A 16820-nucleotide genomic window follows, 5' to 3' on the forward strand; every position below is an offset into this window, starting at 1 on the left:
TAGTCCCTCTCTCTCACCGCCAGCCTATGCACATTTGCAATCGATTGCAAGATAGTTGTACAGGCAGGCTTATGCGTTAGGAAATCGCGGCTGTTCCGGTCCCATCACGGACATGGATGGCGATATTGGCCTCGCGCGATTTGCGAATCGCAAAGGCCGTCGGTGCGGAGATGGACGCAATTGCCGTAACGCCCAAGCGTGCAGCTTTCTGGACAATCTCGTAGGAGCAGCGGCTCGACATAACAACAAAGCCCGATGTGAAATCGGTATGTTGAAATGCGAGAGCGCCCAATAATTTATCCAGCGCATTGTGTCGTCCGACATCCTCACGAGCCAGTACAATGTTGCCTTCAATGTCGGACCAAGCGGCTGCGTGCACGGTGCGCGTGGCGGCGTTCAGTGGCTGGTGCGAAGGGAGTTCGCTAAATGCACGTTCGACAGCTGCTTCTTCGAGTGGCACCACCGTGGCCGAAACCGGTTTCAGCGGCTGGAAAAACTCTTGGGCATTTTCGATCCCGCACAGGCCACATCCGGCATTGCCCGGAAGCGTACGGCGGCGCTGGCGCAAGTTCAGCCGCTGCTGGCAGCGCTCGTTCAACCGCAAGCGCAGGTCGCTGCCTTGGGTCAAGTGGTGAATATCGAGCGCTATGATATCCGCAGGGCTATCGATGATACCCTCTGTCAGTGAAAAACCGACGGCAAAGTCTGTCAGGTCGGCTGGGGTCGCCAGCATCACTGCATAGTTGCAGCCTCCAAAAACGAAGGCGACCGGCGTTTCCTCCGGTACTGACCAATGCGTGCCGTTGCTCAGGCCGACATTATGTTCGGCGGCGGGCGGCGTGCCTGTGACGCTGACAAGAAACACTATTCCGCCGGAACCCGTGCGATCCGCCGCATTTCGTCGGCGTGCGCGGCATAGTCCTGTTGCCATTCGGATTTATGGTTGGCGGGCGTAACTTCGACAGCGGTAACCTTATATTCCGGGCAACTGGTGGCCCAGTCGGACAGCTCGGTGGTGATCACATTCGCGCCCGTTTCGGGATGGTGGAAGGTCGTATAGACCACGCCTGGCTGCATCCGTTCGGACAGTTTCGCCCGCACCACCGTCTCGCCCTTGCGCGACCGCACCGACACCCATTGCCCTTCGCGAACGCCGCGCATTTCGGCGTCGGAGGGATGGATTTCGAGTACATCTTCCTCCCACCAGTCGACATTGTGGGTGCGCCGGGTTTGCGCGCCGACATTATACTGGCTGAGGATGCGGCCCGTTGTCAGGATCAGCGGGAATTTGCGGTTGGTCTTCTCCTCGGTCGGCACATATTCGGTGGTGACGAACTGCCCCTTGCCGCGCACGAAACCGTCAACGTGCATGATCGGCGTACCGTCGGGCGCGGCATCGTTGCACGGCCATTGAACTGACCCGACCTTGTCCAGCATTTCGAACGAGATACTGGCGAAGGAGGGGGCGAGCTGGGCAATCTCGTCCATGATCTGCGCAGCATTTTCATACTGCATCGGATAGCCAACCGCCTGCGCCAGTTCCTGCGTGATCTGCCATTCCGCCTTGCCGGTCTTTTCCTTCATTGCCGGGCGCACGCGGTTCACGCGCCGTTCGGCGTTGATGAAGGTGCCATCCTTTTCCAGGAAGGACGTGCCGGGCAGGAAGACATGCGCGAACCGCGCGGTTTCGTTGAGGAACAGGTCCTGGACAATTAAGATATCGAGCGCCGACAGCGCGGCCTCGACATGCTTGGTATTGGGGTCCGATTGGGCGACATCCTCACCCTGAATGTACATGCCTTTATAGGTGCCTGCGCAGGCCTCATCGAACATGTTGGGGATGCGATAGCCGGGTTCGGCATCCATCGACACGCCCCAGGCATCCTCAAACACCTTGCGCACAGCATCGTCGCTGACCGGCCGATAGTCGGGCAGTTCGTGCGGGAAGCTGCCCATGTCGCACGAGCCCTGCACATTATTCTGCCCGCGCAGCGGGTTCACGCCCACGCCGCGCCGGCCGATATTGCCGGTTGCCATGGCAAGGTTCGCCATGCCCATCACCATGGTCGATCCTTGGCTGTGTTCGGTGACACCTAATCCATAATAAATCGCGGCATTGCCACCGGTCGCATACAGACGGGCCGCGGCGCGGATATCTGTCGCCGGAATGCCAGTAATCGCCTCTATATTGTCCGGTGCATTCTCTTCGCCGCGGATGAAATCGAGCCACTCGCCGAAAGACGGCAGGTCGCACCGGTCCTTGATGAAGGCCTCATCGAGCAAGCCTTCGGTTGCGATCACATGCGCCATCGCGTTGATCAATGCGACATTGGTGCCAGGCAAAAGGGGTAGGTGATACGCTGCCTCGATACGCGGCGATCGGACAAGGTCGATCGAGCGCGGGTCGGCAACGATCAGCTTCGCACCCTGACGCAAGCGCCGCTTCATTTGCGAGGCAAAGACCGGATGCGCATCGGTCGGGTTGGCGCCGATGACAAGGATGACGTCGGCATCCATCACGCTGTCAAAATCCTGCGTACCCGCCGACGTGCCATAGGTCTGTTTGAGGCCATAGCCGGTCGGCGAATGGCAGACGCGTGCGCAGGTATCGACATTGTTGTTGGCAAAGGCGGTGCGCACCAGTTTCTGCACCACCCAGATCTCCTCGGCGGTGCAGCGTGACGAGGTGATCGCGCCGATAGCTTTGCGGCCATATTGGGCCTGCGCTGCTTTCAGCCGCTCAGCTGCAAAACCGATCGCCTCATCCCAACTGACCTCGCGCCAGGGATCGGTGATTGCCTCGCGGATCATTGGCTTGGTGATGCGGTCGGGATGGGTCGCATAGCCAAAGGCGAAGCGGCCCTTGACGCAGCTATGCCCATGATTGGCCTTGCCATCCTTAAAAGGTACCATGCGGACGACCTGATCGCCCTTCAGTTCCGCCTTGAACGAGCAGCCGACCCCGCAATAAGCGCAGGTTGTCAGCACCGTCCGGTCGGGCACGCCAAGTTCGATGACGCTCTTTTCCTGCAACGTCGCGGTGGGGCAGGCCTGCACGCAGGCACCGCACGAAACGCATTCGCTGTCGAAGAAATTCTCGCCCAGCGACACCGCGACGCGCGAATCAAAACCGCGCCCTTCGATGGTCAGCGCCAGCGTGCCCTGCACCTCGTCGCATGCCCGCACACAGCGGGAGCAGACGATGCATTTGGACATGTCATAGGTGAAATAGGGATTGCTCTCGTCCTTTTCGGACCGGGTGTGGTTTTCCCCCTCATGTCCATAACGGACCTCGCGCAGACCCACCGCACCCGCCATATCCTGCAATTCGCAATCGCCATTGTCGCTGCACGTCAGGCAGTCGAGCGGATGGTCGGAGATATATAGCTCCATCACACCCTTGCGGAGCTTGGCCAACCGGTCGCTTTGCGTGCGAACCTTCATGCCTTCCTCGGCAAGCGTGGTGCAGGATGCAGGCGTGCCCTTGCGGCCTTCTATCTCGACCAGACACAGGCGGCACGAACCGAACGCCTTCAGGCTGTCGGTCGCGCATAATTTGGGGATCGGCAGGTCGAGGCTATTGGCCGCGCGCATGATCGACGTGCCTTCCGGAACGCTCACCGGGAAGCCATCAATCTCGATCTGAACCATCTGCGCAGAGGTGGCAGCGGGTGTACCGAAATCTTTTTCCTTGAGGATCGCCAACGCCTCTCTCCTCTATTCCCGCCCGAAATCTTCGGGGAAATGGCGCAGCGCGCTCAGCACCGGCATCGGGGTCAGCCCGCCCATCGCGCAGAGCGAGCCATCGGTCATAATTTCGCACAAATCCTCGACCAGCGCCAGATTGCTTGCGCGATCCTCGCCAGCAATCACCTTGTCCATCACTTCCTTGCCGCGCACCGCGCCGATGCGGCACGGTGTACATTTGCCGCAGGATTCGATTGCGCAAAATTCAAAAGCGAAACGTGCCTGTTTCGCCATATCGACGCTATCGTTGAACAGCACGATGCCGCCATGGCCGAGCATGGCGCCTGCAGCCGCCAGTGCTTCATAATCCATTTCGACATCGAGTGCAGAGGCTGGAATGTAAGCCCCCAACGGCCCACCCGCCTGCACCGCACGTAACGGTTTGCCCGAACGAGTGCCGTCGCCGAAATCTTCCACCAGCTCGCGCAACGTCACGCCAAAAGCCATTTCGACCAGCCCGCCGCGCGCCACATCACCGGCGAGCTGGAATGCCTGCGTTCCGCGCGAGCGGCCCATGCCGAAGTCTCGGTAATACGCTGCGCCCTTTGCCAATATGTCGTCGACCGCTGCCAGCGTGAGGACATTGTTGACCACAGTGGGCCTTCCGAACAGGCCTGAAATGGCAGGGATAGGCGGTTTGGCGCGAACCTGGCCGCGCTTGCCCTCAATGCTTTCCAGCATCGAGGATTCCTCGCCGCAAATATAGGCCCCGCCGCCGACGCGGATTTCAACACGAAAATCAGATAGTGCGGCCGCATGCCAAATCTCGGCGGCGCGGCGCATCGTTGCGACGGCGTGCGGATATTCCGAGCGGATATAAATATAGCCGGTATCGGCGCCAATGGCGTGCCCGGCGATTGCCATGCCTTCGATCAGAGCAAAGGGGTCCCCCTCCATCAGCATCCGGTCAGCAAAAGTGCCGCTGTCGCCTTCGTCGGCATTGGCGCAGACATATTTTTGGCCTGCCGGTTGCTCCAATGCGGTCTTCCATTTGATGCCGGTGGGAAAGCCCGCCCCGCCGCGTCCGCGCAGGCCGGACTCGGTTATTTCGGCGACAACGTCTCGCGGCGCCATCGTCAGCGCGCGGCGCAATCCTGCCAGCCCGCCATGCGCTTCATAGTCGGCGAGGTTGAGCGGATCGATAATACCGCAGCGGGCGAAACTCAGCCGTTCCTGCTTTGCGAAATAGGGAATTGCTTCGGTCGGGCCATGGCACAGCGCGTGTGGCCCGCCCGACAGGAAGCCTGCTTCAAACAGCGACGCGACATCGGCGACGCTAACGGGTCCGTAAGCGATCCGCCCTGAATCCGTCGCAACTTCCACCAGCGGTTCGAGCCACAACATCCCGCGCGACCCGTTGCGCACCAGTTCGATATGGATGCCGCGTTTGCCAGCTTCGGAAGCAATTGCAGCAGCAACCTCATTTGCGCCAACCGATTGCGCCGCCGCATCGATGGGCACGAAGATGCGAATAGCGGTCATGCCTGTGGTTCCAGATCGGCAAAGATGGCATCGAGGGAAGCGGGAGTGAGCCGCGCCTTCAATTTTCCGTCAACCAGCGCAGCAGGGCCGAGCGCGCAGTTGCCGAGACAATATACCGCTTCGACGGCTATGGACGGGCTGTCGGTCAGTCGCGCCTCTACATGGCGCGCCAGTTCCTCCGATCCGACTGCCTGACACGCTTCTGCGCGGCATAGCTTGACGACATGCCGGGGTGGTGGTTCACGCCGGAAATCGTGATAGAAGGTGACGACGCCGTAAATTTCGGCGCGCGAGATATTGAGCGCATGGGCTATTCCCTTGAGAGCATCGTCGGCCAGATAGCCACGCTCGGCCTGCACCGCGTGCAATATCTCGATCAAAGCATCCGGACGATTGCCATGCTGCGCACAAATTTCGCGGCATCTTTCGAGAAGGTCGGGCAGGGTAGCAATGTCTGACATGGTTTGTTCCGTCGATAAATCTGTCGCGCGATATAGGCCAGCGCAAATCGCGAATTGCACAAAGTTGCGTGAAAAGCGGGATGCATACGAAAACACGGTGACGCAGCCTGATATGCGCAATATGAACGTTCACTAGAACAAATATATAGTGGAGAGGGACTATGGCATTAGCGCCGCAAGCAGCGAGCAGCAGCGACAGCAATCCGGTCGAAAGCGAGGGCCAGCACATCGATGCGCCCGAGCTGTGCCTGTTCGTGATGGCGCTGTTCTTCATCTTTGGTGGCATCACCTCGCTCAATGATGTGATTATCCCGAAGCTGAAGGAACTCTTCACGCTCAACTATACGCAAGCGATGCTGGTGCAGTTCTGCTTCTTCACCGCCTATCTGGTTATCGGGCTTCCCGGTGCGGCGCTGGTCAAGCGCATCGGCTATATGCGCGGAGCGGTTGCCGGTTTGCTCACAATGATGGCAGGATGTTTGTTGTTCATCCCGGCAAGCCAGACCGCGACCTATGGCGTCTTCCTTTTCGCACTCTTCGTCCTCGCAAGCGGCGTCGTGATTGTGCAAGTCGTCTCCAACCCGCTGATCAGCCTGCTCGGCAAGGCAGAGACGGCACATAGCCGCCTGACTTTTGCGCAAGCGTTCAACTCGCTTGGCACCACGGTTTTCCCTTATTTCGGCGCGATACTGATCCTCGGCAGCCTGGCCTCGGTCAGCGCCGACCAGCTTTCGGGCGCTGAGCTTGATGCCTATCGCACGGCGGAAACACAGGCGATCGTCAATGGCTATCTGGGTCTGGCCGTAGCGCTCGCAATCGTCGCTGGCGTGGTCTGGATGTTCCGCAACAAATTGCAGGGTGAGAAGCATGAACCGAGCAGCCTGCTGGGTGGGTTCCAGCTGCTTAAGCGCCCGCGCTTCGGCTATGGCGCTGCTTGCATCTTCCTCTATGTCGGCGCGGAAGTCGCTATCGGCTCGCTGATCGTCAACTATCTGATGCAGGCGCATGTCCTTGGCCTTGAAGAACAGGCCGCTGGCAAGCTGATCGGTCTTTATTGGGGCGGTGCGATGATTGGTCGCTTCATCGGTTCGGCCATATTGCGGGTTGTTAGCCCGGGTCTTGTTCTCGCGACAGTATCGGCCGGGGCAATCACGTTGATCCTTATCTCGACGAGCACGACCGGTGCAGTTTCTGGCTATTCGCTGCTTGCCATTGGCTTGATGAATTCGATCATGTTCCCGACGATCTTTACGCTCGCCTGCGAAAAGCTTGGTTCGCGTGCCGCAGACGGATCGGGCATCATCAATATCGCCATCTTTGGCGGCGCGGTCATCCCGCTCATCACTGGTGTGATCGCCGATGCAACGGGCAGCCTTGCAACCGCGCTTATCTTGCCCGCCTTGTGCTACGCAATCATCGCAGGTTTCGGCCTGTTCGCGCGCAAGCCGGCAGAAGGGTAGTGTCAGCTATCCTTCGTTCGCGATTTCCGAAAATAGTGGAAATGGTAGACGCTGAGGGGTTCGAACCCACGACCCGCTGATTAAGAGTCAGCTGCTCTACCAACTGAGCTAAGCGTCCCCATTTCAGGTGCGGGGCAGATCCCTTCGCACCGGTCTGGAGGGGCGCCTTTGGCGGGATTCGGAGTGATTGTCAAGCCTCGATCCGGCGGATTGTCCGCTTAGCTGAACGCGCGCCTTCCTGGGTGGCGTTCAATCGACATGATGATGCCGACACAGATCATCATCGTCAGCATCGAGGAGCCGCCATGGCTGACAAAGGGCAGAGGGAGCCCCGCGACTGGAGCGAAGCCGACGACCATCAGCAGGTTGATCATGATGTAGAAGAAGATGGTGCAAGTGAGGCCGCCAGCGACCAACTGCCCATAGCGGTTGGTGCTTTCCATCGCGACCTTCAGGCCCCAACGCATCAGCAGCACATAAAGCCCGATAATGATCAGGCCGCCTAATAGCCCCCATTCCTCCGCCATCGTGGCAAAGATGAAGTCGGTATGGCCTTCGGGCAGATAGTCGAGATGGCTTTGCGTGCCGTTTCCGAAACCCTTGCCAAAAATCCCGCCCGACCCGATCGCGATCTTCGACTGGGTGATGTGATAGCCCGCGCCCAGCGGATCATTTTCTGGATTGAGGAAGATGAGAACGCGGTCCTGCTGATATGGCCGCAGTCCGAAGAAAAATACCAGAGGAGCAAGAATCGCGACTGCAACGCCGCCGCCGATGAAATAGATCAGAGGCCAGCCCGCAAGAAAGCCTACCACTGCCGCGCAGAAAATATAGGCCAAAGCCGCATCGAAATCGGGCTGGATGATGACGAGAATGCTGGGGACAACCAGCATGATGGCAACCGGCCAGATTGCGTCCCAACCTGTGATTTTGGACGGTGGCAGACGATCGAAAAACCATGCCGTAACCAGCACCACAGTCGGCTTCATCAGCTCGGACGGCTGAAAAGTGATGATCCCGAGATTGATCCAGCGCTGGCTCCCGCCGCCTGCAAAGCCGATCAATTCCACCGCAACCAGCATGAGCAAAAGCACGATATAGAGCGGAAAAGTGATCTTCTTCCAGAAATCGAGCGGCAGGCGCGACATCACCACGGCCATCGTCATCAGCACGCAAAAACGCAGAAAATGATTACCCGCCCATGGGCTGAAGCTGCCGCCCGCTGCCGAATAAAGCACCGCTGTTCCAAAGGTCGCGAGCCCGAATAGCACGAAGATGACACGCCAGGGTAAAGCGGCAATAGGGGCGGGAACGATACCGTTCACATCTCGCTCCGTTCAGCAGCCGGAACGCCCTGTCCAGCCTGGAAGGCCGCATATTGGCGCGCCATGCGCTCATCAATGCCGCCGCCCCAGCCTGCTTCGAGCGCCTCGAGCGAGGCCATGGCCTTTTCACGGTCGTAGAGAAAGGTCAGGACATCCTTTGCCACCGGCGCCGCTGCGCGCGCGCCACCCATGCCATGTTCAATGACAACTGCAGCAGCGTAGCGTGGTTGTGCTACGGGCGCGAAGCAAACGAACAGGCCGTGGTCGCGAAACCGGCGTGCCCCGCCTTGCCCGCGCTGTCCGCCCTTGATTGCGCGTACCTGCGCGGTTCCCGTCTTGCCACCCATGGTGATACCGGGGATTTCAAGCCGACTTCGTACCGCCGTTCCCGCACCATTGACTACCAGGTCCATTCCGTCGCGTGCGACCTGCAGATGTTCTTCAGGAAACGGCAGATGTTTGCCAGCGGTGCGGTTCTTCAGCAGGATTTCCGGTTCCAGCATACGGCCGGACGCGATGCGCGCCGCCATCACGGCGAGCTGGAACGGGCTGGCGATGACATAGCCTTGGCCAATTACGGCGTTGAGCGAGTCGGACCGGCTCCATTCCTGATCATATTTTTTCTTTTTCCAGGCGCTGTCCGGAACGGTGCCGTAACGTTGTGACTGAAAGGGAAGGGGGAATTCCTGTCCCAAGCCTAGTTGCTTGGCAACAGGAGCGATCGCGTCATAGCCGACGCGGTTGGCCATTGAATAGAAATAGGTGTTGCAACTCTTCATGATCGCGCTGCGCATGTCCATCGGGCCATGGCGGCCCAGGCATTTGAATACGCGGTTACCAAGGCGGTAACCGCCGCCGCAGACAACTTTCTCCTCCGGATCGATTCCCTGCTGTTGGAACGCCAGGGCGGCCATCGGCTTCAGGGTCGAACCCGGAGGGTAGAGCCCTTGGAGCGACTTGTTGAGCATGGGTATGCGATCGTCTGAATTCAGCATCTTCCATTCAAGGCGCCCAATGCCTTCGGAAAAACTGTTAGGATCAAAGCAAGGCATCGAGACCAAAGCGAGAATATCGCCGGTCAGGCAGTCGATCACCACGACCGATCCCGATTCAACGCCCAGGCGGCGTGCAGCATAATTGTGCAAGTCGATATCGATGGTTAGCTGAACAGGCTTGCCAGGCGTGTCGGAACGGGTGGAAAGCTCGCGGACGATCTTGCCACGCGCGGTCACTTCCGTCCGTTTGGCACCGGGCTTGCCGCGCAGGCGCATTTCCATTGTTTTTTCAAGGCCTTGCTTGCCAACCTTGAACCCGGGCGTAATTAACAGCGGGTTTTTGTCGAGCCGATATTCCTCGGCCGAGACGGTGCCAACATAACCGAGCAAATGGCCCACTGCAGCCCCGCTGGGATAAAAGCGCGAAAAGCCTTGTCTCGGGCTGACGCCCGGTAGGTCTGGCAAGCGCACACTGACTCGTGCGAAGCTCTCATAATCAAGTCCTGCTGCCACCTGCACCGGTTGGAAGCCCTGCGCCTCTTTCAGTTCCTTTTCGATCCGCTCCAGATCTTCCTGCTTCAGGTCCAGTAACTGGGTCAGCGTACCCAGCGTCTGTTCCCGATTTTGCAGACGGTCTGGTATGATGTCGACGCGAAAATCCGCGCGATTGGTTGCAATCGGTTTGCCAATCCGGTCGATGAACCAGCCGCGCCGTGGCGGGATGAGCGTCAGGTTGATGCGGTTGCTTTCGGACGCGAGCTTGTATTTCTCATTCTCCGCGACAGCGATATAGGCCATCCGTGTGGCGACCACCGCTCCGACTGCTGCCTGCACACCGCCGATGAAAAGCGCGCGGCGGGAAAAGGTGAATTCCAATTGTCCGGTTGTCGGCCCGCGCTTGTCGTTCATGTAGCCAGCCGCCAGCCATCGAGATGCGCGCACAATCTTACCGCAAGCGGGTAAAACAGAATCGAAACGAACATCTGCGGCACGATGATGGAAACCTCCGGCGCTTGATAGGCCAGTTCGGTGATGCCAAGCCCGGCAAGCAGCGCAAACATAATCAGCGCCGATGCGATTAGCCAGTCCCGCAAATGATCGCGCCACACACCGCGCAAGTCGAGCAGTTCGATTGCAATCATGCACAGTGACCAGACAAAGGCCGAGCTGCCAAATGGTTGACCGTTATACAGATCGTCGAACAGCCCGAGCGGCAGACCGATCCATGCGGGCCACATGCCGGGCCGCATCAGGCGCCATGCAAGCAGGATGAGCAGACCAAAGGGGGGGAGTAGTGGCGTGCCTGCGACCAATGGCAAAGTCGACGTCGCCATTGAACCCGCCATCACTGAAAGGATTGGAACAAGCAGCATGCGGGCGGGCGATTGCTCGCGATCGATGCGGCTTTCATATTCGCGGCTCGGGCCCAGCAGCTTGCGCCCTGTTGCAAGCAACTGGTTCATTCGTCGGCTTCGCTTTTCGGCAATGCCTGCAGCGTGGCATCGAGCACCTTTTTGGCCGCTTGCTGATAGGGTTTCAACACGATCACATGCTCGCTTGAGGCAGGGCTGGCAATCGGGCGGGCGAGCGCACCATCGCTGGTTTTACGAACGACGGTAGCGAAAGGAATATTGGGCGGATAGAGCCCGCCGCTGCCTGACGTGGTAACGATCTGGCCGCGCTTGAAATTGTTCACGCCCAGATCGACGGGGCGAATCATGATCGTGCCATCACCCATACCGCTCGCAAGCGCAGGCAGTCCGTCGGGCACCCGAATGACCGGGATCACATTCTCGGCGTCCGACAGGAGCAAAATCTTTGCCGTGTTCGGGCTGGTCTCGATCACGCGACCGATCAGCCCTCGCGCTGCCCGCACGGGGTAGCCGACGGCGACGCCATCGCTGCTCCCGACGGATAAAATTGCGATGCGCCGACTGCTCGAAGCGGTGCTGCTGACCAGATTGCCAATCGCTACGACATTGTCCGCTTCTTCCTGCTTGAGATTGAGCAGAATTTTGAGTTCGCGATTTTCCACACGTAATGCGTCGGCCTGAATCAGCTTGGTGCGGTTGGCGGCAACCTGGCGTTTCAGTTCGGCATTTTGTGAGGCCGCATCCAGATAGGCCGATGTGTTCTCGCCAATTCCGGCGATGCTGCGGCGCACGGCGTGGAAACCCCGCGCGACCGGCGCTGTCACTTCGGCGGCACCGGCCCGCAAGGCGGCAAATCCGGTCGGATCCGCAATCGAGATCAGCAGCAATACGCCAGCCACCACCGCGCCGGCAATCGCCAGCACATAAGTAACAAACAGACTATATTGCGCTCTTCGGGAAAAACCCGGGCGCCGATGCCGTGGCGGCGCCATCCCCTTGTCCCTGCGTTATGCGGTCAGGAGGACGCCGCGGAAGACCGGGTCTTCCATCGCGCGCCCGGTGCCGATGGCGACGCAGGTCAACGGATCTTCGGCAACAGTGACAGGCAGGCCTGTTTCGTCGCGCAAATGCTCGTCCAGACCCTGCATCAATGCACCACCGCCGGTGAGCACGATGCCCTGATCGACAATGTCGGCAGCCAGTTCGGGCGCAGTGTTTTCAAGCGCGATGCGCACGCCTTCCACGATCGTGCCGATGGGTTCGGAAAGGGCTTCGGCAATCTGGCCCTGGTTGATCGAGATTTCCTTGGGAACACCGTTCACAAGGTCACGGCCCTTGATATGGATCGTGTGGCCAATGCCATCGGCAGGCGCGCGGGCGGTGCCGAAATCTTTCTTGATGCGCTCGGCGGTAGCTTCACCGATCAGCAGGTTGTGATGTCGGCGGACATAGGAGACGATGGCTTCGTCCATTTTGTCGCCGCCGGTGCGCACTGATGTGGTGTAGGCAAGGCCGCGCAGCGAAAGGACAGCGACTTCCGTCGTGCCGCCGCCGATGTCGACGACCATCGAACCGATGGGTTCGGTCACCGGCATGTCGGCGCCAATTGCGGCTGCCATCGGCTCTTCAATCAGGTACACCGCGCTGGCACCGGCATTCGAAGCCGCGTCGCGAATCGCGCGACGTTCGACCGAGGTCGAGCCCGAGGGAACGCAGATCACGATTTCGGGATAGCTGAACATGCGGGGCTTGCCGTGCACCTTGTGGATGAAGTGCTTGATCATCTGCTCGGCCACATCGATGTCGGCGATGACGCCGTCGCGCAAGGGGCGGATTGCCTCGATGCTGTCAGGGGTTTTGCCCATCATCAGCTTTGCATCGTCGCCAACCGCCTTGACGCGTTTGATACCATTGATTGTTTCAATCGCGACCACCGAAGGCTCGTTGAGGACGATGCCCTGACCGCGCACATAGACCACGGTATTCGCCGTGCCGAGATCGATTGCCATGTCTTGCGAGGCAAACCGGAAAAGCTTGAACATTCTCTAATCTTCCACTCAGAAAGAGGTTTGTGGGATTGCGGGCTGAAATGCCTTTGATGACGGCGCGGCGCAATCGCGTCGCACTACAGGAATTTGCTGTGTTTCAAAACAGCAAAATCGCGCTTCTTCACCATGAAAGGATTCGCTTGAGCGCGGCGCTTGGTCTAGGTGCGCGCAGATGTCAATAAGAAGGCTTCCCGACACGCTTATCAACCGGATTGCAGCCGGTGAAGTGGTGGAAAGACCGGCCAGTGCGTTGAAGGAACTGGTCGAAAACGCCATCGATGCGGGCGCGTCGCACATATCTATCCGGTTGGGCGCGGGCGGCCTCGACCTTGTCGAGGTGACCGACGATGGCTGCGGGATGACAGCGGACGAGATTGCACTGGCGCTCGAACGCCACGCGACCTCCAAACTGCCCGACGACAATATCGATCAGGTGCTGACGATGGGTTTTCGCGGCGAAGCCCTGCCGTCGATTGCCAGCGTTTCGAAATTCTGCGTCGAAAGCCGGGTGCGTGGGGAAGAGGGCTGGAGTCGCGTCGTCGATCATGGACAACTTGTCTCGGAAGGGCCTGCCGCTATTCCGCCGGGTACGCGGGTGCGGGTCGAGAATCTTTTCGCCAACATCCCCGCGCGGCGCAAATTTTTGCGCAGCCCGCGCGCCGAATATGCCGCTGCGCTCGATGCCGTGCGGCGGCTGGCCATGGCGCGGCCCGATATTGGGTTCACGCTTGAACATGATGGGCGGCGGACGCTTTCGGTGCAGCCGGATATGGGCCGTCCCGAACGGGTGGCAGCGCTGACCGCACCTGAACTGGCCGAGAACAGCGTCGCCCTCGATTTCCAGCGCGAAGGGATCAGTTTGGGCGGCATTGCCTCTCTGCCCACCTTCAATCGCGGGGTTGCCGATCATCAATATCTCTTCGTCAACGGGCGTCCGGTGAAAGACCGGTTGCTGGTCGGCGCGGTGCGGGGTGCCTATGCCGAAATGCTGGCGCGTGATCGCCATGCCGTGGTCGCGCTGTTCCTCGATTTGCCTCCCAACGAGGTTGATGTGAACGTCCACCCGGCAAAGACCGAGGTGCGTTTTCGCGACCCGGCGCTGGTGCGCGGGATGATAGTGTCGGGCCTTCGCCATGCTATCGATCAGGCAGGCTTCCGCAGTGTGCAACGCCCTGCAGAGGCCGCGCTGGCCAACTGGCAGCAGGAACCTGTGCGCACCGCGCAGGGCGATATCTTCGCCGCACCGCCAACCGCCTATCAGGGCAATTATGCCCGCCGCCCCGCTTTTGGCGGACTATCTGAAGCGCGGTCGAGCTTTGCCTATCTGGCGGCTATTCAGGGAGAAGAACTGGCCCCGTTGATGGGCCGTGCCGAGCCATCGACCGAAGCCGTCCCCCAAGCTGTCCGCCATCCGCTCGGCGTGGCGCGTGGACAGGTGGCGGCGACCTATATCGTGGCGGAGGCGGAGGACGGCCTTGTCATTGTCGACCAGCATGCCGCGCATGAACGTTTGGTGCTCGAACGGATGCGCGCGGCGACGGCGCAGGGCAGGGTGGCGACGCAGGGCCTGCTGGTGCCCGAAGTGGTCGAACTCGAAGAAACTGCCTGCGACCGGTTGGAAGCGCGGCTAGCCGAGTTCGCCGATCTGGGTCTGGAAATCGAACGCTTCGGCCCTGCCGCGATGTTGGTGCGCAGCGTGCCTGCGCTGTTGGGGACGCAGGACGCTCAAGCCCTTGTTCGTGACCTCGCCGACGATTTGGCCGCCTATGATGAGGCGATCAGCCTCAAAGAACGCCTCGACTTGGTCGCTGCAACCATGGCCTGCCACGGATCGGTAAGGGCTGGCCGCGTGTTGAGCGTTGCTGAAATGAACGCACTTCTGCGCGAAATGGAAGTCACCCCGCATTCGGGCCAGTGCAATCATGGCCGACCGACTTGGGTGAAATTGGCGTTGGGGGATGTCGAGAAATTGTTTGGGAGAAAGTGATGACGGTCGTTGGTGAACTTGAAGGTATGGAACGAGTTAAGTGTAAGACGTGCGGTTTTTCAAACCTTATTCCAGAACGCAATCGGGCAAACTCGGCTGGCCGTAATAGGTCAAGTTCGGGGTTGCCCATTGCCAGCCTTACATGCGTCCGCTGATTGAAAGTTCTATAATGATCCCAGCGAACATGTCGAGACACCGCCAAGCCATGCCTCACTCAAACTGAATCCTGATATCCATAGAAAGATGCAATATCCGGACCACGGTCAGTTTTCTGGCGCTGGACTGATAGTAAATCCGGTGTTGTCCCTGCCGGAATGACCGGACACCGCCGCGCAACTCGCTATGAACCGGCCCCAACCCGGGATTCGCGCTCAGCCAATTGATCCGCGCGGCAATCTTGCCCACATAGTCGCGCGCTTCCGCCTCGCCATGTTCTGCCGAGCCAAATTCGATGATGTTGAAAATATCGTCCTGCGCACGTTCCAGGATTTCGATTTCAAGCAAGCCGCGCAAATCCCGCTTCGACAATATCCTCGATGCTCTTGCCGGTAGGAGGCGAGGCGAGGCCTTCGTCGATGGCAGCCTGCAGCCGTTCCCGCTTTGTCACAAATTCCTGCTCACGGCGTAAAAGATCGCGGATCAGGTCGCTGGTGCTGCTGTAAAGCCCTTCGGAAACGCGAGCTTCGGCCCAACTTTTCAGGCCTTCCGGTAGCGAGACATTCATCTGTGCCATAAGCAGCGTATATAAAATTGCGCTAAATTTGTCAATCTTCCATGATCTCCGGACGCCGCACCCGGATCAATCCGGTCGAAACCATCGCCATCACCGCAACATCGTCCTGATTAAACACTGTGGTGCGACCGACAAAGCTACCCATTTCGGGGCGCGATTTTGAGCGGCGTTTGGAGAGGATTTCATGCTCGACGCGCAGCGTGTCCCCGGGATAGACCGGTTTCAGCCAGCGCAGTTCGTCGATGCCGGGGGAGCCAAGCCCTGCCTGCTGGTTCACCTTCATGTTGTCGACCATCATCCGCATTGCCATTGAGCCGGTGTGCCAGCCACTTGCAGACAGGCGGCCGAAATAGGTTTGTGCGGCCGCCTCGTCGCTCAAGTGAAAGGGTTGCGGATCATATTTGGTGGCGAATTCGATCACTTCCTCGCGCGTGACCTCATATTTTCCATAGCTGGATTTGGTGCCGACGACGATGTCTTCATAGTGGAGCATGAAAGAGCCTTGTTCGAAAATTTACCGTAGCCCTGAGCTTGTCGAAGGGCGCTTCCCAGTTTCGCGTAAACCTTTGGGCGTACTTCGACAAGCTCAGCACTACGGTGTTGTTAAAGGGGGCATTGTTTACTCGATAATCGGAATTTGCGGTGCAGCCTCGCGCGGCAGGTGCCCGGAGAGGCGGGGGTCTGGGAAGGTTTCGAGCTGGCGCTGATAGGGGAAAAAGCCGCTCTTTATATAGAAACCCAACGCGCCGGGTGCGTCGAGCGTGCAGGTGTGCACCCAAAGTCGCTCCACACCCTTGCGCGCCCACGCGGCCTGCAGCGCCATCGCCATCAGCCAGCGCCCATGGCCTTTGCCATTGAGAGCAGGGATAAGGCCGAAAAAGGCGAGCTCGCATTGCCCCGCCTCGCGAAAGTCGAGTTCCAAAATCCCGACTTCGATCCCGCGCCGGTCGGTCACGGCCCAGATCATGACATCGGGATTGTGGATGATAGCTGCGAGCTCTTCATCCGCCATCACCAGTCGTGAGAACCACAGCCAAGGCTCCCCCACGCGGCGGTAGAGCAGGCGGTATTTTTCGAGGGCAGGGGCTTCCCACCGTTCGAGCCGCAATTCGCCCGCCGGCATGGGGCGCAAGGGTGGGCGCGCCGTCATCTCGAGCGAAGTCACGATGGCGGCTATATCGCCGTCGGGAATCGGGGAGTAGGCCAAGC

General features: G+C 59.4%; 15 protein-coding genes and 1 tRNA gene. 2 read left to right on the forward strand and 14 right to left on the reverse strand.

What is annotated here, in order from left to right; translation table 11 throughout:
- Positions 1 to 76: 76 nt before the first annotated feature.
- From fdhD to PKC81_RS05265, 4 genes are read right to left on the reverse strand one after another with little or no spacing between them, the layout of a single operon-like run.
- Positions 77 to 865, reverse strand: a complete 789-nt coding sequence (gene fdhD, locus PKC81_RS05250; RefSeq protein ID WP_324333821.1) for a formate dehydrogenase accessory sulfurtransferase FdhD — start codon at positions 863 to 865, stop codon at positions 77 to 79.
- Entirely contained in the window at positions 865 to 3705 is a 2841-nt protein-coding gene (fdhF, locus tag PKC81_RS05255; RefSeq protein ID WP_324333823.1) for a formate dehydrogenase subunit alpha, read from the reverse strand. The genes fdhD and fdhF overlap by 1 nt, the downstream gene beginning before the upstream one ends.
- 12 nt (positions 3706 to 3717) lie before the next feature.
- On the reverse strand, positions 3718 to 5229 hold the full coding sequence (locus PKC81_RS05260) for an NADH-ubiquinone oxidoreductase-F iron-sulfur binding region domain-containing protein (RefSeq protein WP_324333825.1): 1512 nt from the start codon (positions 5227 to 5229) through the stop codon (positions 3718 to 3720).
- A complete protein-coding gene (locus tag PKC81_RS05265; protein ID WP_324333828.1) occupies positions 5226 to 5690 on the reverse strand; it encodes an NAD(P)H-dependent oxidoreductase subunit E in 465 nt (154 codons plus the stop codon). Before PKC81_RS05265 ends, PKC81_RS05260 begins: the two co-directional genes overlap by 4 nt.
- Positions 5691 to 5851: 161 nt before the next feature.
- Between PKC81_RS05265 and PKC81_RS05270 the strand changes: the two genes are divergently transcribed.
- On the forward strand, positions 5852 to 7150 hold the full coding sequence (locus PKC81_RS05270; protein WP_324333830.1) for a sugar MFS transporter: 1299 nt from the start codon (positions 5852 to 5854) through the stop codon (positions 7148 to 7150).
- A gap of 42 nt (positions 7151 to 7192) precedes the next feature.
- On the opposite strand, the gene PKC81_RS05275 is transcribed toward PKC81_RS05270, so the two are convergent.
- The 6 genes from PKC81_RS05275 to PKC81_RS05300 form a co-directional block, all read right to left on the reverse strand.
- Positions 7193 to 7268, reverse strand: a tRNA-Lys gene (locus PKC81_RS05275).
- Between the two features lie 100 nt (positions 7269 to 7368).
- Positions 7369 to 8475 (reverse strand): rod shape-determining protein RodA, encoded by a 1107-nt coding sequence (rodA, locus tag PKC81_RS05280; protein WP_324333832.1) that lies wholly within the window; start codon positions 8473 to 8475, stop codon positions 7369 to 7371.
- Positions 8472 to 10379, reverse strand: coding sequence for a penicillin-binding protein 2 (gene mrdA / locus PKC81_RS05285; protein WP_324333834.1), 1908 nt, complete (start codon positions 10377 to 10379; stop codon positions 8472 to 8474). The genes rodA and mrdA overlap by 4 nt, the downstream gene beginning before the upstream one ends.
- Complete coding sequence (gene mreD / locus PKC81_RS05290; RefSeq protein ID WP_324333836.1) at positions 10376 to 10933, reverse strand: rod shape-determining protein MreD; 558 nt, start codon at positions 10931 to 10933, stop codon at positions 10376 to 10378. The genes mrdA and mreD overlap by 4 nt, the downstream gene beginning before the upstream one ends.
- Complete coding sequence (gene mreC / locus PKC81_RS05295; protein WP_324333838.1) at positions 10930 to 11835, reverse strand: rod shape-determining protein MreC; 906 nt, start codon at positions 11833 to 11835, stop codon at positions 10930 to 10932. The genes mreD and mreC overlap by 4 nt, the downstream gene beginning before the upstream one ends.
- Before the next feature lie 15 nt (positions 11836 to 11850).
- A complete protein-coding gene (locus tag PKC81_RS05300; protein WP_298598190.1) occupies positions 11851 to 12885 on the reverse strand; it encodes a rod shape-determining protein in 1035 nt (344 codons plus the stop codon).
- 178 nt (positions 12886 to 13063) lie between these two features.
- Between PKC81_RS05300 and mutL the strand changes: the two genes are divergently transcribed.
- Positions 13064 to 14878 carry a DNA mismatch repair endonuclease MutL gene (mutL, locus tag PKC81_RS05305; RefSeq protein WP_324333841.1) on the forward strand — a complete coding sequence of 605 codons (1815 nt, stop codon included), beginning with the start codon at positions 13064 to 13066 and terminating at the stop codon, positions 14876 to 14878.
- A gap of 210 nt (positions 14879 to 15088) precedes the next feature.
- Here the strand turns inward: mutL and PKC81_RS05310 are convergent, their stop codons facing one another.
- The 4 genes from PKC81_RS05310 to PKC81_RS05325 all read right to left on the reverse strand — a co-directional run bounded on the left by PKC81_RS05310 (position 15089) and on the right by PKC81_RS05325 (position 16818).
- Complete coding sequence (locus PKC81_RS05310) at positions 15089 to 15406, reverse strand: type II toxin-antitoxin system RelE/ParE family toxin (RefSeq protein ID WP_324333843.1); 318 nt, start codon at positions 15404 to 15406, stop codon at positions 15089 to 15091.
- Positions 15375 to 15611 carry a type II toxin-antitoxin system ParD family antitoxin gene (locus tag PKC81_RS05315; RefSeq protein WP_324333845.1) on the reverse strand — a complete coding sequence of 79 codons (237 nt, stop codon included), beginning with the start codon at positions 15609 to 15611 and terminating at the stop codon, positions 15375 to 15377. Before PKC81_RS05315 ends, PKC81_RS05310 begins: the two co-directional genes overlap by 32 nt.
- A gap of 31 nt (positions 15612 to 15642) precedes the next feature.
- Positions 15643 to 16104 (reverse strand): MaoC family dehydratase, encoded by a 462-nt coding sequence (locus tag PKC81_RS05320; protein ID WP_324333847.1) that lies wholly within the window; start codon positions 16102 to 16104, stop codon positions 15643 to 15645.
- A gap of 126 nt (positions 16105 to 16230) precedes the next feature.
- Positions 16231 to 16818, reverse strand: coding sequence for a GNAT family N-acetyltransferase (locus tag PKC81_RS05325; RefSeq protein WP_324333849.1), 588 nt, complete (start codon positions 16816 to 16818; stop codon positions 16231 to 16233).
- Positions 16819 to 16820: the final 2 nt, after the last annotated feature.

The organism is Sphingorhabdus sp. (genome assembly GCF_035329025.1).
Classification (GTDB): Bacteria; Pseudomonadota; Alphaproteobacteria; order Sphingomonadales; family Sphingomonadaceae; genus Sphingorhabdus_B.